At 40.4% G+C, this 17,108-nt stretch carries 12 protein-coding genes and 1 pseudogene; 8 read left to right on the plus strand and 5 right to left on the minus strand.

Translation table 11 applies throughout. From position 1 onward, the window contains the following. A pseudogene (locus DD657_RS08525) lies at positions 1-247 on the minus strand (magnesium/cobalt transporter CorA); the annotation flags it as partial. A gap of 399 nt (positions 248-646) precedes the next feature. On the opposite strand from DD657_RS08525, the gene DD657_RS08530 reads away from it, so the two are divergent. After that, complete coding sequence (locus DD657_RS08530) at positions 647-2,485, plus strand: 2-oxoacid:acceptor oxidoreductase subunit alpha (protein ID WP_021987977.1); 1,839 nt, start codon at positions 647-649, stop codon at positions 2,483-2,485. Between the two features lie 84 nt (positions 2,486-2,569). Continuing rightward, positions 2,570-3,586, plus strand: coding sequence for a 2-oxoacid:ferredoxin oxidoreductase subunit beta (locus DD657_RS08535; RefSeq protein WP_021987978.1), 1,017 nt, complete (start codon positions 2,570-2,572; stop codon positions 3,584-3,586). Between the two features lie 118 nt (positions 3,587-3,704). On the opposite strand, the gene DD657_RS08540 is transcribed toward DD657_RS08535, so the two are convergent. From DD657_RS08540 to DD657_RS08550, 3 genes are all read right to left on the minus strand, one after another. Continuing rightward, positions 3,705-4,355 carry an outer membrane beta-barrel protein gene (locus tag DD657_RS08540; protein WP_021987979.1) on the minus strand — a complete coding sequence of 217 codons (651 nt, stop codon included), beginning with the start codon at positions 4,353-4,355 and terminating at the stop codon, positions 3,705-3,707. A gap of 12 nt (positions 4,356-4,367) precedes the next feature. Beyond that, on the minus strand, positions 4,368-6,239 hold the full coding sequence (locus DD657_RS08545; protein ID WP_287049575.1) for a hypothetical protein: 1,872 nt from the start codon (positions 6,237-6,239) through the stop codon (positions 4,368-4,370). A gap of 79 nt (positions 6,240-6,318) precedes the next feature. Next, a complete protein-coding gene (locus tag DD657_RS08550) occupies positions 6,319-7,005 on the minus strand; it encodes a tetratricopeptide repeat protein (RefSeq protein WP_021987981.1) in 687 nt (228 codons plus the stop codon). A gap of 280 nt (positions 7,006-7,285) precedes the next feature. Between DD657_RS08550 and recF the strand changes: the two genes are divergently transcribed. From recF to DD657_RS08570, 4 genes are read left to right on the plus strand one after another with little or no spacing between them, the layout of a single operon-like run. Beyond that, a complete protein-coding gene (gene recF / locus DD657_RS08555; protein ID WP_021987982.1) occupies positions 7,286-8,398 on the plus strand; it encodes a DNA replication/repair protein RecF in 1,113 nt (370 codons plus the stop codon). Positions 8,399-8,447: 49 nt separating this feature from the next. Next, on the plus strand, positions 8,448-8,741 hold the full coding sequence (locus DD657_RS08560) for a DciA family protein (RefSeq protein WP_021987983.1): 294 nt from the start codon (positions 8,448-8,450) through the stop codon (positions 8,739-8,741). Between the two features lie 43 nt (positions 8,742-8,784). Continuing rightward, the gene (locus DD657_RS08565; RefSeq protein WP_021987984.1) at positions 8,785-10,584 is read left to right on the plus strand and encodes a bifunctional lysophospholipid acyltransferase family protein/GNAT family N-acetyltransferase; all 1,800 of its coding nucleotides are present in this window, start codon (positions 8,785-8,787) and stop codon (positions 10,582-10,584) included. 20 nt (positions 10,585-10,604) lie between these two features. Then, the gene (locus tag DD657_RS08570) at positions 10,605-11,261 is read left to right on the plus strand and encodes a LysE family translocator (protein ID WP_021987985.1); all 657 of its coding nucleotides are present in this window, start codon (positions 10,605-10,607) and stop codon (positions 11,259-11,261) included. Positions 11,262-11,357: 96 nt separating this feature from the next. Here DD657_RS08570 and hydE read toward each other — a convergent pair whose 3' ends face one another. Then, positions 11,358-12,446 (minus strand): [FeFe] hydrogenase H-cluster radical SAM maturase HydE, encoded by a 1,089-nt coding sequence (gene hydE / locus DD657_RS08575; protein WP_287049586.1) that lies wholly within the window; start codon positions 12,444-12,446, stop codon positions 11,358-11,360. 242 nt (positions 12,447-12,688) lie between these two features. On the opposite strand from hydE, the gene DD657_RS08580 reads away from it, so the two are divergent. Beyond that, positions 12,689-15,412, plus strand: a complete 2,724-nt coding sequence (locus DD657_RS08580) for a WD40 repeat domain-containing protein (RefSeq protein WP_287049579.1) — start codon at positions 12,689-12,691, stop codon at positions 15,410-15,412. A 75-nt stretch (positions 15,413-15,487) separates the two neighbouring features. Continuing rightward, on the plus strand, positions 15,488-17,065 hold the full coding sequence (locus tag DD657_RS08585) for a hypothetical protein (protein ID WP_068691587.1): 1,578 nt from the start codon (positions 15,488-15,490) through the stop codon (positions 17,063-17,065). The last annotated feature ends 43 nt before the right edge of the window (positions 17,066-17,108 follow it).

Here is a 17,108-nt window from a genome sequence, read left to right on the forward strand (position 1 = left end):
AAATTTCTCCCATGTTTTTGATATATTCCGTATTATGCAGCCCATAAAGCGATATCCAGGTTATATGGTCATCAGACAGGTAAGACTTTATATCTGAAAAAAAATCCGGATGCAGGATTTTTAATTCATCTTTATTGTATTGTACTACCCTGATTTTTATGTCCTCCATTTTTTGCCGTCCGATAAAGATCAGAGAACCGGGGGCTGTACCTTTCGATTTTTGTTTGTTTTTTAGGAAGCGGGCCATGAGTATGTATTTTATTAGAATTGTTTAAAGATAATGACTCCATTTTAAATTGTATATCGTAAATAATATTATTTCGATTCAAAAAATCGAAAAGATTTCAGGTTATAGATTGTAACTAAAATTCCTTTTTTGCTGATAATTACGCAAACGTAAGCGGAAAATACTGAAAAAAAGTCGTTTTTTCTTTACCTTCTTTAGAACCGGTCCATTTTATACCCCTCGTAAATGAGACTTTTTAGCTGTTTTTGTGTTGATAGTCAATGTGATATCCGTGCGGAAAAATAGTTCATATTAAACTTGTTTAGTATTTACGATTCGCTACCTTTACCATGTTTTACAACATAAAATAAGCTATCAAAGCATTAAAATTATTTAAAATATCAAACTTACTTTTCAATCATGAGTCAAGAGACAAAAGTTATCGAGAAACACGATGTTGTCATCCGTTTTTCCGGAGACTCGGGAGATGGGATGCAATTAACAGGGCAGCAATTTTCGGATACGGCTGCTTTATTTGGAAATGATGTGGCAACGTTTCCGGACTATCCGGCGGAAATCAGAGCGCCGCAAGGTACTGTCGGGGGTGTCTCCGGTTTTCAGGTACACATCGGGGAAGAGCATATTACTACGCCGGGAGATTACGCCGATGTGCTTGTTGCCATGAATCCGGCTGCTTTGAAAGCTAATTTACGGTGGGTGAAAAAAGCAGCTACCATTATTCTGGATATCGATGCTTTTACAGAAAAGCATATTGAAAGAGCCGGATATACGTCTAATCCATTGGAAGACGGGTCGTTGGCGGACTTTAACCTGATACCGGTGAAAGTAAGTGAGCTTACGGTTGAGGCTTTGAAGGAGACGGGTTTGGATCAAAAGTCTATTCTCCGGTGTAAAAATATGTTTGCCTTGGGAATGATTTATTGGATGTTTGAGGAATCTGTTGAACATACCGAAGCATTTTTTGATATTAAATTCGGTAAAAAGCCTGCGATTGCTTCTGCTAATAAACTTGTGTTGAGAGCCGGTTATAATTACGCAGCGAATGTGCATGCTTTGGCAACTCATTTTAAAGTGGCTCCGGCTACTATTGAAAAAGGGAAATACCGGACGATTACGGGGAATAAAGCTACGGCTTGGGGATTGCTGGCTGCTGCTGAAAAAGCAGGTTTGCCTCTGTTCTGCGGTTCTTATCCGATTACTCCGGCTACGGATATATTGCATGAACTGGCTTTACGTCGGGATCTGGGAGCGAAAACTTACCAGGCAGAAGATGAAATTGGAGGAATCTGTACGGCAATCGGTGCCAGCTATGCTGGTAATTTCGCTTGTACAACAACCTCCGGTCCCGGTCTGGCATTGAAATCCGAAGCTTGTGGTCTGGCTGTCATGGCAGAGCTACCTTTGGTTATAGTAGACGTTCAACGCGGAGGTCCTTCAACCGGATTGCCTACGAAAACGGAGCAATCTGACTTGTTACAGGCTTTATACGGACGCAACGGAGAGTCTCCGATGCCCGTGATTGCAGCCAGTACTTCTGCCAATTGTTTTGACTATGCTTTTATCGCCGGTAAAATAGCTTTGGAACACATGACACCGGTTGTATTGCTGACAGACGGATTTCTGGCAAACGGAGCTCAACCCTGGTTGATACCTTCGATGTCTGAATTACCGGAAATAAAATTACGTTTGGCGAAAGAAGGAGATGATTATAAGCCGTATGCCCGTGATCCGGAGACATTGGCCAGAACTTGGGCATTGCCCGGAACGAAAGGACTGGAGCATCGGATCGGTGGTTTGGAAAAAATGAATATTACCGGTACGATCAGTTATGTTCCGGAGAACCATCAGGTTATGACGGATTTGAGAGAAGAAAAGGTAGAACGTATTGCCAATGATATTCCGAATCAGGAAGTATACGGAAATGCAGAGGGCGGCGAACTGTTGGTAGTAGGATGGGGCGGTACTTACGGTCACTTGTATTCGGCTGTTAAGGAAATGCGTGCTGAAGGTAAAGATGTCAGTCTGGCTCATTTCAATTATATCAATCCGTTGCCTAAAAATACAGCCGATGTATTTTCCCGTTATAAGAAAATTGTGGTATGTGAATTGAATCTCGGACAGTTCGCTAAATATTTGAGAAGTAAATTCCCGCAGTTCAATTATTTGCAAGTCAATAAAGTGGCGGGTTTGCCTTTTACGGTGGTAGAACTGAAAGAGCAGATCGGTAAATTAATTTGAGAAAAGCTAATAGATTAAAAATTTACGATTATTGATTGCATGCATTCCAAGCTTGGCATCAAAAATTAAAAATCAAAGATTGAAATGGACGAATTAAAATATACTCCCAAAGATTTTAAAAGTGACCAGGAAATAAGATGGTGTCCCGGTTGCGGTGATCACGGTATCATAAATTCCGTGCAAAAAGCGATGGCAGAACTCGGCTATCCGAAGGAGTCATGGGCTGTAATATCTGGTATCGGTTGTTCTTCCCGTTTCCCGTATTATATGAACACTTACGGTTTTCATACGATTCACGGACGTGCGGCAGCTATTGCCTGCGGTGCTAAAAATGCGAACCGGAAACTGAATATTTTACAAATATCGGGTGACGGTGATGCTTTGGCTATCGGAGGAAACCATTTTATCCATGCTATCCGGAGAAACGTAGATATTACAATCCTTTTGTTTAATAATGAAATTTACGGTTTGACAAAAGGTCAGTATTCTCCTACCACAAAACTGGGGACAAAAACAAAAACCTCTCCTTACGGAACGATAGAACATCCTTTTAATCCGGGAGAACTTTGCATCGGTGCACAGGGAAAATTCTTTGCCCGGTCGATAGATACGAGTGTTAATCTGACAACGCAAATATTGGATGAAGCTGTAAAGCACCGTGGAACATCTGTTGTGGAAGTATTGCAAAATTGTGTCATCTTTGCTGACGGAGCCCATAGTGCAATAACCGATAAGGAGCTGAGAGAAGATCGTCAGATTGTCCTGCGTCACGGTGAGCCGATGATTTTCGGTAAAAATAAAGACAAAGGTTTAGTGCTGGCTAAAAGCGGAGAATTGAAGGTGGTTGAGATCGGTAAAGACGGTATAACTGAAAAGGATATATTGGTACATGATGCCCATAATCCGAATCCGTTCTTACACTGGATGCTGGTGAATATGAAGGCTCCCGAATTTCCCGTAGCTCTTGGAGTTATCCGCGATGTAGAGGCTCATACTTATGATGAAGCTCTTGATCAACAAATCGAAGAGGTGAAAAAGATTTCTAAAATCCGTTGCATGGATGATTTGTTAAATAGCGGAGATACCTGGGAAGTGAAATAACAAATGTGACTGAAGATTATACTATAAAAAAGTGCAAATGTCGAAACATTTGCACTTTTTTATTTTGACGTTTAATTCATTTTACCGGAGATGTACCGGTAGGAAGCAGGGACCGTTTTTAGAATTTATATAGTAATCCGATGTTTCCTCCGATATTCAGCATTTTGTTAAATCCGATATATCCTTTATTACCTAACTCGTCCCGGTCGTAATCCTCTTTGATCTTCGGTACATAATCTCCCCGGATCTTTATATCCAGATCAACGTATTCGGAAAGTTCGATTAAAAGGCCGATATGTGCACCGACTCCCGGAGAAAAACGCCACAAGTTTTCTTTTGCATTGTTTTCAGGGCTGTAAATATCGCTTTGCTTTATGTTGATATTGGTAATGTATGCACCGAAATGTACGCCTAAATAAGGTAATAGCGTACGGTCCCAGGTCGGAATATAAAAAGTCCCCTCCACCAATACCGGAATCAGCCTGTATTTTGTCTCGTGCGTTTGATTGGCTGATTGGACATCCATTTTATCGCTTTGCTTGAAAGCGTGGTAGCCTGTTTCAAAACCGATACCGATCACATCGTTGATGAGATATTTCCCGGATATATTGCCTCCGAACCCGTTTTTCGCTACGTCGCTGAAATCCCCAAGCGGGTAGGTATACTGGGCATTTACTCCCAGGCGGAAGCCACCGTCACGACGATAATATTGGGCTTCACTGAGAATTGAAATCAATACAAAAATGAATAAACAGTATATTGTTTTCATGTTTATTTCTTTTTATAGTTCTAATGTCTTTTCAGTTCTTTCTCCGATGTTTTTCTCCACTTCTGCCAGACGTTCTTTGGCATATTGATCGTTTTCTTTTACCTCTAAAGCTTTTTGGTAATAAAATTTGGCGATGGCATACGACTTGTCTTTATATGCCTGATCAGCCTTTTCGATCTGCTTTTTGTATTCTTTTTCGATCGTAGCCAGACGTTCGGCTTCAATAAGCTGATCGATTTCGGCGATGTGTTTTTCAATATCGTCTTTGTCGATAGGCAAAATATCTCTGGCTTTTTGATAATAAAATTTAGCGGAAGCATAATTTTTGGCGGCAGCAGCTTTTTCCGCCATTTCTTTATTTTTCTTGTATTCTGTCAGCTTCTGCTGGTATTTTGTCGAATTGACAATACCGTCGATCGCTTTTATCTGGTCCTGCGGGTAGCTTAAGCCGGTATTGAGCTGTACCGCTTCTGTATATCTCGTACGTGCAATGGCATAGTTTTCGCTTTTAAATGCTGCGTCTGCGTCAGTAATAATTTTATTGTATTTGTCCATTAATGCGGCTTTCCTTTGCTCTTCCTGACGACGTTTCTCGGCTTCTGCAGCTATTTGCTGCTCTTGTAATGCGATAGCATTTTCTGTCTTGGTAATCATTTCTTTGGGGTAGGCTTCCGCCGGCTTTATCAGACCGGCTTGCCGGTATCCTTCCAGTGCTTTGTCATATGTCTTACTGGCAAAATGATTGTCGGCCTCGGCGATGATTTTGCCGTATTTGTTGTTGAGTTCTGTTTCGATTCGTTGTTGCTCTGCCTCTTGTTTCCGTATTTCCGCTATACTTTTTAATTGATTCTCCGGGTATTCTTTTTCAAAATTCAAGGCCAGGGCTTCCTTGTATTTTAATTCGGCTTCGTCATAATTTTTTTGTTGCATAGACAGGTCCGCTGTTGCAATAAGTCCTTTGTATTTTTCCTGTAATGCTTTTTGTTCGGCAGCGGCTTTTTCCGCCTGGGCCAGTTGGGTTAATAATTTGTCGATTTCTTCGATTTGCCGGATCGGATAAGATTCTGCACTCTTGATTGTGCGGGCGGCTACATATTTTTCCCGGGCCGGGTTGTAGTTTTGTAGTCGGAACAGGCTGTCCGCACTACTGATTAACAATTGGTAATTGCGTTCGTTTTGTGCTTCGACGGCTTTTCGGGCGGCTTCCAATTCGCTTTCTTTTCGGGCGATCTCGATTTTTTCCTTTACTTCCTGCGCATCTGTTTTTATTTTCAGTGCTTCGCTCCAGGCCTCGATTGCATCCTGCCATTTTTGGGCGGCGAAATGTGCCTGACCTTTGTTACACCACTCGGCAAACAGACGTTCCTTTTCCCGGGCAGCCGCTCCGCGTTGGGCAAGTTCTGTCCGCACCTTTTGTTCTGTCTGTGCAATTTTATCCTTTATCTTGGAAGAATATTCCTTGTCAAAGATGAAATCGTCCAATTCGTGATTGTAGGATAATATAGCGATCGGTTGTTCAAAGATACTCAGATCGACTCCTTCTACCTGAGGCAATAGATTGATGATTAGTTTTACAGGTGGAAAATTCGGGTTGGTTTCTACGATTTCGGGTGGAACATCCGTGTTGATGCTGACAATTTTCGTGATATATCCCGGTTTTTCAAAAGATAGTTTATAATCGGCGTCCCAACCGAATTTAAGGTCGAATTTGCCTTTTTTGGAAATATTTTTTTCCTCGAGTTTCTCGTTGTTTTTATGTATGGTAATGCGGGCTCCTTCGGAACTGTCATCGTCGATGACAATGTAACCGTTAATAACGAGGGACTGGGCAGAAAGAAGATGTGCGCAGAGCAACATCAATAACACAGAGAAATATCTTTTCATGTTTGACACATATTTTGCACAAAGCTAACATATAAGCCAAAAAAAAAGCCCCAAACGGGGCTTTTTTTTAGGTGATGTCTTATTTTTTAAGATTCATTTGCGCTTTTGTAATGTATTTTTCAATATCCCGGGATTCCGGTGCATTGGGAAACTCTTTTTCTATCTGCTCGTAAATTTTCAGAGCAGAAGCGTAGTCTTCCGCTTTTTCGTATGCCAATGCATTTTTCATCAGGAAAATCGGTGTTGAAAAATCATTGACTTTGGAAGCTGTCGCTTTTTTATAGTATTCTGCCGCTTTCTTATAATTACCGAGTTGCATGTATGCATCTCCGATATTGGCAATGGCCATATTGGATAATAACAAGTCATCGGAAGAAAATTTCTCCAGATATTTGATGGCATTGTTGTAGTCTCCGGTATATAAATAGGAAAGACCTGCATAATATTTGGCTAAATTACCGGCAGGAGTAGAGCCGTAATTGTCTGCAATTTCCAGAAAGCCAATTACATTGCCGTCCCCGTTTAAAGCCAGGTTGAAAGAATCTTTCTCGAAATAATTTTGAGCTCCGAATATTTGTTTCGAAGCATCTTCTATACGAGGATGTTTGATAAATTTATTATACCCTAAAAAAGCTGCTATGAGGACGAGTATCACCACGACTGCATTAATCAGTACTTTTTGGTTTGATTCGATAAATTGCTCTCCTCGGGTTAACGCCTCTTCAATGTTCTCGAACTTGTCTTCGTGTTTCTTCTGTTTTGACATGATTATTCTATTTACCGTTATGGGATTCGGAATCTAGCAAAATTCGCAATCCTTCAGATTTGATTAACTTATTTATAACGTGCAAAAGTAGTTTTTTAATTCAAAACAGAAAATGAAAAATTGAATTTATTTTTGTTTTTCTTCTTATATATACAGGATGTTAGCCGTGTGTTTTTTATATCTTTGCAGCGGAAGGGGATTTCAAAAGTGTTTTTTCTTTTCGTTGATTCCTGAGAATATGATTGTAGCTTTTTGAATATCAAATAGAAGCAGGAGGTCTATGACCTTAAAAGAATTAAATATCGTCAATTTTAAAAATATCGGAGAAGCTACTTTGGCTTTCTGTTCCGGTTTCAATTGTTTCATAGGTAACAATGGTGTCGGTAAGACCAATGTGTTGGATGCTATCTACCAGTTGTCTATGTGCAAAAGCTTTTTTAATGTATCGGATTCCCAGAATATCCGGCACGGGGAGCCTTTTTTTGTTTTACAGGGCAAATACGAACGCCAGGAAGGTGAGGATATTGATATTTATTGTGGGGTAAAGCGGGGACAAAAGAAGGTGTTTAGAAAAAATCAGAAGATATATGACAAGTTATCGGAACATATCGGGTTGTTGCCTTTGGTGATGATTTCTCCGGAAGATGTTGCTTTGATTGAAGGGGGCAGCGAAGGAAGACGGCGGTTAATTGACGGGATCATCAGTCAATGTGACCGGGATTATATGTACCGGCTGATCCGTTATAATAAAGCATTGATGCAACGGAATATGCTTCTGAAAAACACGGCAGGCAAAATTCCGGAGGCAGACGTCATAGAAATCTGGGATGAACAATTGGCGGATCATGGAGAAGAAATTCTGAAAAAAAGACGGCAGTTCCTGGATGAATTTAAAGTCGTCTTTCAACAATATTACGAGTTGATCTCTTCGGGAAAAGAAAAAGTAGTTCTTGAATACAATAGTTCCGTTAAGGTGGAGAATGTCTGTGAGGCATTGCGGGAAAACCTGGCGCGGGATGCTGTATTGGGGTATACGACGGTTGGAATTCATCGCGATGATCTGACGATGAAAATCGACGGATACGATGTAAAAAAAATAGGGTCGCAGGGGCAGAAAAAGACATTTTTGATTGCCTTGAAACTGGCGCAGTATGTATGGTTATATCGTATAAGCGGGGTTAAGCCATTGCTTTTGTTGGATGATATTTTTGATAAACTGGATGCCGGACGGGTGCAGCAGATTATTCATCTTGTCGGAGGAGATATTTTCGGACAGGTATTTATTACAGATACCAATCGCGGCCATGTCGATAAAATGTTAATGTCCCAGCATAAAGATTACTCTTTATTCCGGGTAGAAGACGGGATATTTGTTAATTTTGCAGATAACTAAGAGGTTCGGGGAAGATTAGTGTTATATTTGCAAAACCAGATAACAGACTATGATAAGTCAGGGAAAAACGCAAAAATTGGATGAATTGGTCGGCCAGGTGTTGAAGCAATTGGGCTTGGAAAGTAAGCTCAAAGAGTATGAAGTGTCGGAAATCTGGCCGGAAGTCGTCGGTGGAATGATTGCCTCCCGGACAAAAAATATTTATATGACGGAGGGCAAGTTGTTTGTATCGTTTACTTCTGCTGTCGTTCGGAATGAAATTATGATGGTAAAAGAAGGGGTAATCGCAGCATTAAATACACGATTAGGCGAAAACGTGGTGAAAGAAATGATTATTAAGTGAGAGAATAGGATCGGTCGGGTATGGAGACATTAAGAACAATGCTATGAATTTAATTGAAACGAGTGATTTATTGAAGGCATCTGATGGGTTGAACCGGTTCGGGGGAAGTTTAGTCGCTCGCATGGTAATGTACATCATGCGGTTGAATAAAATAAATAAATTATATTCAGATGTATATGATGAAGATCCGAATGCATTTCTGGATCGGTTGATTGAGGCTCTGGGGGTAACGATTGAAATTAATGAAGAAGATTTTCAGAAAATACCTGCAGACGGAGCCTTTATTACAATTTCCAATCATCCTTTCGGTGGGCTTGACGGTATTATTCTGATTAAATTGTTGAGTAAGGTACGGCCGGATTATAAAGTGATGGCTAATTTCTTATTAAAGAAAATAGTACCGATTAAAGATTACTTTTTGGGGGTTAATCCTTTTGAAAATCGCAAGAGTATATCGAGTACCGGAGGAATAAAGGAAGCCTTGCGGCACCTGTCAGAAGGAAAACCTTTGGGTTTGTTTCCTGCCGGAGAAGTGTCTGCCTATCAGGCTGATTCAAATAATGTTGAAGATAAAGAATGGGGGCCTTCCGTATTGAAACTGATAAAGAAGGCGAATGTACCCGTTATCCCTATTTATTTTAAAGGCTCTAACAGTTTGCTGTTCCATATGCTGGGCTTGATTCATCCCATGTTGAGAACTGTGAAGCTGCCTTCTGAGTTGCTGAATAAAAAGAATCGGATTATAAAATTGAGAATCGGAAATCCGATTACTGTGGAAACCCAGAATTCTTTTACGGATATTGTACAATACGGTAAATTTTTGCGGGCTAAAACCTATTTGTTGGGTTCTTCTTTGGAAGTGAAAGATTTTTTCTTGAAGTCTCCGAAAGCGGAGCCGAAAGCGGAGCCGATAGCTGTTGCTGCGGAAGTCGCTGTACTGAAAAAGGAAATACAGGATATTGCAGAAGATTATCTTCTGTTCAATATGAAAAATTATAGTGTATATTGTGCGCCTTCGATAAAAATCCCCAATATCTTAAACGAAATAGGACGTCTTCGGGAAGTTACTTTCCGCGCAGTGGGAGAGGGTACAAACCGGAGTATCGATCTGGATGAGTTTGATCTTTATTATTTTCATTTGTTTATATGGGATAATGATGCGGATAAAATTGTCGGTGCTTACCGGGTGGGTAAAGGCAAAGAAATTATCGATCGTTATGGAATTAAAGGATTTTATATCAATACGCTTTTTAAAATAAAAAAAGCGATGTTACCGGTATTATACGAGTCGATAGAATTAGGACGTTCCTTTATTGTTGAAGACTATCAGCGTAGACCCTTACCTTTGTTTTTGTTATGGAAAGGAATTTTATATTTTCTGATTAAAAATCCGGAATACCGTTACTTAATAGGTCCTGTAACAATTAGTGGGAAATATACGGACGTTTCGAAAGAATTGATCATGAAATTTATTATCCGGAATCATTATAACAATGAATTGGCACGCTATATCTCTCCTCGTTGTAAATACCGGGTGGAGACAAAGGATCCGGATGTGGATGTCATGTTGGATGCTTCTCAGAACAATATCACCGTTTTGGATAAGATGATCGGCGATATAGAGCCTTCCAGCGATAAATTGCCGATTTTGTTAAAGAAATATATTTCGCTGAATGCCCGTATTGTCGGTTTTAATATCGATCCGAAATTTAATATGTGTTTAGATGGCTTATTGATTTTGGATTTGTTCGACGTACCGATGAATACGATCGAATCTTTATCGAAAGAGATAAATGATGATACGATTTTAAGTCGTTTTTCATCCGATAATGTAGAATTATAATGAGTTAAAATTAGGACCGTATGTATGATGTCGTATATATTTTCAGAGGGATGCTGATTGGACTGATGGTTTCGGTTCCGTTGGGTCCTATGGGTGTCTTGATTATTCAGAAAACATTACACAAGGGGGCCTTATCGGGTTTTATCGCCGGAATGGGAGCTGCTTGTGCGGATCTCTTTTATGCGACCGTCGCTGCTTTTGGTTTGGGGTTTGTGATTAATACAATCAAAACTCATGAAGTAATTCTGCAGATTGTAGGGGGGATATTTTTGCTTATTATGGGATTGAATATCTATTTTGCCAATCCTCTGAAACAGATAAAAGCCCGTCGTAGAGTAACGAAAAAAGGATTGTTGGGAGATTTTTTGTCCCTGTTCTTTTTAACCGTATCAAATCCGGTTACAGTAGTCGTTTTTATGGCTGTTTTTGCAGGAACATCTGTATTGGGAGAAACGCCGACCTTTTCAACAGAGATCATGTTGCTGATCGGTGTATTGTTAGGAGGAAGTGCGTGGTGGTATACACTTTCCACAATCGTGAATGTTTTCCGGAAAAAGTTTAAATTGAGAGTATTGGTTACAATTAACCGGGTTTCCGGAATTATTATTACGATATTAGGCGGTTTGGTCATTCTTGCTGCCTTCGAACCTTTCCGCTCTATGTTGCCTGCTACTTGATCATCGGCTTTTGATTTACAGCTTTACCATAAATAAGTCTGACAACGCATCGGTTTGTCAGATGATTTACAATAAAAACAGCCGGTTATATTATAATTATTTCCGGTTTTTAGTATGCCAGTGTCTTGAATCTCCCCATTCGCCGAGATTAACACGGCATCCGTAAGAAGCACAACTTTCAATCAGTTGCCGTAATATTTCTTCTGCACCTTCATCCGAAAACGGTTTGTTGGAATAGAGCTTGTAATTTTTCCGGTTGCTTTCCGGGGTTATATTGGGCATGATAACGTTGGCTCCCGCAGCTAAAGCCTTTTCTCTGCCCAGAGAGTCGATGGCTTGTAAGGCCGTTGTTGCAGCGATATTTATATCCGGAATCATAAGCCTTAAAGCAGCGACCATGTGTAAGCTAAGACGTAATCGCTCTGATATCGGTAGTAGAACTTCCCGGTTTGAATAAAGCGGTGTGTCTTGATGTTCCAGATAAGGTCCCATTCCGACCATGTCGATATCGATAGACTTTAAAAATAATAAATCATTGACCAGATCTTCTGTTGTTTGGAAAGGAAGTCCGATCATTACACCGCTTCCGGTTTGGTAGCCGCATTCCTGCAAATATTCGAGGCATTGGAGGCGGGTAGCAAAATTGTGTAAAGAATCCGCCGGATGGATTTTACGGTAAAGTTGAGAGTTGGATGTTTCGATACGTAAGAGATAACGATGCGCTCCTGCTTCGAACCAACGTTGGTAGGTAGCTTTATCTTGTTCTCCCAGAGAAAGCGTGATGCCGAGTTGATTATTGCTGAGACGTTTTATTTCTTGTAAGAGCCGGGTGATCCGGTTGACATAGGTTTTGTCCGTTCGTTCCCCGCCTTGCAAAACGACTGAACCGTAATTGTGTTGCCAGGCGAAACGGGCTGCCTCCAGAATTTCTTCATCGGTTAGTTCGTATCGGTTTACATTCGGGTTAGAGTGGCGGATACCGCAATATAAACAGTTTTTCCGGCAAATATTCGATATTTCGATCAACCCTCTGAGGTGTACTCCGTTGCCGATAGCCTGATTGCGTTGTGCTGCGGCACGGGTATATAGTTGTTGCTCCTCTTCTCCCTGGCAGGTCAATAAATGTAAAAGTTCTTTTTGATCCATGTCGGTTTTAATTTGTAAGTCCGTTGACTTATTTGATATTTTCGTGGGCTCTTAGAGTACAGATGCTTAAAGTATTGAAATATGTAGTTGATTTTGAACAATTACTTACATATACCTTTGATCAGGCTTTATTTTATCTTTGAGTGCCCATTCGCTTTTTCGTAACGCTGCAATATTACTAAAAATCTTCGAAGTCCCGTAGTTGATTATCAGGATATCCCTTCTTTACTTCTGTTTTTCCCGATAATTTTTTAAATTTGCTGTTTAAATACGTACTATTTATGAAGAAGGGGTTTTGGTTGGTGTTACTTGCAATATTGTTCGGGGGCGTGATTGTTTATGCCCTTTGGTATATTAATAAGCGTGGCGAATTGCAAAATAACAGCAAAGATTCATTCATCCCTTGCAATTCCGCGTTAGTGATAAATATCAACCCGGGAGTTGCTCTGTCATCCAAAATTAAGACAGCTTTTGCTTCCGATATACAGGAATTGGAAAAATTATTGCTGTACAAGGCTGCTTATGCATTGAACAACAGTGATTTGATTTCTTCCACATCTAAAGTTATGGCCCTCAGAACCGAAGGCAAAGATAAGTTGGTGTCTTTGTTTGTCATGGATAATAAAAATGTTCTTTCCGGGAGTGATATCGTCGATTTTTTGCAAAAGAATTTTGGAAAAAGTGCAGGGACATTCCGGAAATATGATCGTTATAAAATATACAGTTTGCAGGCTGAAAAAGAAGAGATTTTTTATGCTGTAGAAGAAGGTATGGTCTTATTATCTGATTCTGAATTGTATATAGAGGATGCATTAAAACAATTCGAGCAAAAGAGTGAAGGGATTGAGCAACAGGCACAATTTCAGCAAATCAATAAGTATTTTTCGGCTTCAGCCGGTTTGAATGTATTTCTGAATGCCTCTTGTTTTGCCGATTTATTGCCGATGTTTATACAGACGAAAAAATTATTTCCGCACCTGGATATCGCTTCGTGCTTTAGATGGGGAGCTTTGGACGGTGAATTGCAGGAAGATGGAATCGGTCTGAATGGTTTTATGGATTATGCCGGCCTGGAAGCTTCTTTTATGAAGACGCTGGAGGGGCAAAAGCCGGGGGAAGCGGGTATAGATGCAATAATTCCTGCGGATGTAGCGTCGTTTTTTGTATTGAATTTAAGTGATTTTAAGGCTTACCTCACGGCCTTGGACAATTACCGGTACAATGCGGGTTTAATAGAACAAATTCGCAAACGGAAGCAGGAATATACGAAATTGTTGGGGAAAGATTATGAGACTGAGTTGAAAGAGCTTTTGCAAGGCGAATTCGTACTTGTCAATATGGCATTTAATGAAAGAGAGAGCAGGAACGAGGGCATTGTGATTGCAGAGTTGAAATCCGGCGGTTTGTGCAAGACGTGGATCGAGAAAATAATCGGAAACCACGCTCGCCTGACAAATGTGCATCCGGATCGTTATGTACATAAATATGCTGTAGACCGGGAACAGTCATTTACGTATTACACTTGTCCGGAAGAAGATATGCCTGCTGTTTTCTGGGGATATCTTTTCGAAGGAATACCGGCTAAATATGTATTGATACAGGACAATTACCTGATATTCGGTTCCTCAGAGAAAGTAATCGGAGATTTTATCCGAAGCTATGTACATCGCAATTTTATCCGGGATACCGATTGGTTTAAGAAAATTAAAATCAAATTGTCGGCTAAATACAATCTGGCTTATTTTGCAAATACAGAAATGATGATGCCTTATTATAAAGCTGTTGTTAAGAAAGATTGGAAGCAATATATGCAATCACGGGAAGAGGCATTGTCGGTGTTTACGGCTTTGGCTATGCAATGGTCAAATGAGGGAGGAATTTTGTATAATACATCGTTTCTGAGTACCGAAAAGAGCAAAGATCGTAAACAACCGCATCTCCTTTGGCAAACAAAATTGGGCGCAAGGATAAGTATGAAGCCGGTGCCGGTGACCAATCATGTAACCGGAGAAAGAGAGATTTTTGTACAGGATGAAAACAACGATGTCTATTTGTTGAATGATGCCGGACGGGTTTTGTGGCGTTTGGCACTGGGAGAATCGATAAATAGTGATGTTGTTCAGGTCGATGCTTTCCGTAACGGGAAATTGCAATATCTGTTTTCGACGCCCTCCCGGTTACATTTGGTGGATCGTAACGGTGAATATGTTGGCAATTTCCCGGTAACACTGAAAGCTGATACTAAAGCAGGAATGGCGTTGTACGATTATGATAAAAATAAAAATTACCGGATATTTGTCCCTTGTGCGGACCGGCGGGTATATTTGTATGACATTCGGGGGCAATTGATTAAAGATTGGAAAAGTGGGAAGACGGATAAGGATATCGTTACCCGGGTGAATCATTATAGAATCGGGGATAAGGATTATATCGTGTATGCCGATCAATACCGCTTGTATATACAGGATAGAAAAGGGAAGGAGCGGATAAAAATATCCAATGTATTTGACTTGTGGGAAAATACAGAGCTTTACCTGACACGTAGAAACGGTAAAATGGTGTTGGCATTTGCCGGAAAAGACGGGGCTGTAAATATTGTCGACTTTCAGGGAAAAGTAGAAAAGGTAAATTGCATCGGTCCTGCGTCCGGTTTCCATTTCAATGTCGCTGATATAAATGCCGGTTCTGATGTTTTTATATTTACTTCCGGTAATCGTTTGAGTGTTTACGATTTGAATGGAAAATGTCTTTATGAGAAAGAATTGGATGCGGCAGGATTGGATTTCCCTTATGTGTATCGATTTTCAGGAGTCGATGTCCGAATCGGTTTGCTTGATAAAGTAAAGAGTCAGATGATGTTACTGAATTTGAAATCCGGGATGTCAGAGGGTTTTCCGATTAACGGAGATTCTCCTTTTTCCATCATTTTTGCCGATAACGGCAATTTCTATCTTTTTGCCGGTGTTGATAACGGAAGCTTGATTAAATACAAAGTACAGCGGTGATAATATTCTTGTAAATATTTGCATATTTGTTTCTTTTAACATATTTTTGCATCTTAGCATAAAAAGGAATTTGAAATGAAATCTTTGAAAAATCTTTGTGGTGTAATCGTTGTATGTAGTCTTCTTTTCGGTGCTTGTGGGGATGAAGAACTTTTGAAATTCGGTAATATAGAAGAAATTAAGAATTGGAAGCCCAGCTTTGCCCTGCCGGTGGCCTCCGCAACATATACTGTATGGGGACTGGTCGAACAGAACGATCCCGATGCGAATATTGTACTGAAAGAAGACAAGATTGTTATTCGTTATCAGGAAGACAGTATCTATACTTTTGATGTCAAAAAAGTAATCGATTTGCCTGAAACGGTAGCAACTTTAACTGCCCGGGTGCCAATGGGTAGTATCCCTGGCGGTGTTGTTATTCCGGACGAGGGAATTGATATCCGGTTTCCGGAATCCGGATATCAGGAGGAAAATATAGAATTTGAGGATGGAACAATAGACCGGATAGAGGGAAATGTAATTTGCTCCTATGTGTTGCCGGCAATGGGTTTTACATATCGGGTAAAGCTTACATTGGAAAATGTGAAAACAGACGGTGCTCCTGTCGTACAGGATTTTATTGTTGGGCTTGACGGAAAGACGGGAGAGTGGGAGTTGGATGAGGTGGTTTTTGACATGGCGGCGCAGGCAAATAAAATCAAATGGAATGTGTTGATAAGTGTCGACGGGGGTCAGACTATTGCGAATGCAGGAGATTTGTTACTTGCTTTTGAATTGAAAGATGTTCGTTTTACCCGCTTGGAAGGGGGTATTGATCCCCGGGTAATTGATATTGATCCGGGAGAATTTAATTTGGATATCGATTTCTGGAATAACTTCAATGGTGAATTCGGTTTTAATGATGCTAAAATCGAAATGACGGTTACAAATTACGGACTTAAAGTACCCATGTCCGTGAATATGGCATTTACAGCCTATGGTGATGGGAAAGTAAAAGAATTTGCAGGCGATCCGCTGGTATTTTCCGGTTGGAATAACGGTAACGAAGCCCATAAAGAAACACTGGGATACGATAAAAGCAATTCCAATATCAATGATGTACTTTCTTTGCCTCCTAAGGATAAAATTACATACGGAGGAGCGATTACCATCAACCCCGGGAATGGAAAGGTTGTTGTTTTGGGAGATGGGAATGCTAATGTAGACGCTTATATTGAGATCCCTTTGGATTTGAAAGCGAAAAACCTGGTATTTAACGATACTATTGACGTTGATCTGAACGAGAAATTGTCGGATAAGATATTGGAAGCTGCCATACGGATAAAAGCAGAAAACGGTGTGCCGCTTGAGTTGAAGGACGGAAATCTTTTGTTGCTGGATGCAAATCATGCATGTATGGATTCTGTAAAAGTCGATCGGTTTATCGATGCTCCGGTGGTGGGAAACAATGGGGAAGTGACGGTAGCAGAAAGTAATAACCTGATTCGTTTGACTCCGGATAACATCAGTCATATCGATGGTATGAAGTATATCGTAATACAGGTAAAGGCTGCGACGAGTAATAATGGTGATGTCCCTGTTCAGATAAAACCGGATGCTACCATAAAATTGAATCTGATACTTGAAGTCCGGGTTGACGGAGATAAGCTATAACTGATTCGGTGAATTATTATAAATAAAAAGGAACTGCTTCCGA

The sequence above is a fragment of the Culturomica sp. genome (assembly GCF_003524185.1).
In the GTDB taxonomy this organism is placed as follows: Bacteria; Bacteroidota; Bacteroidia; order Bacteroidales; family Marinifilaceae; genus Culturomica; species Culturomica massiliensis.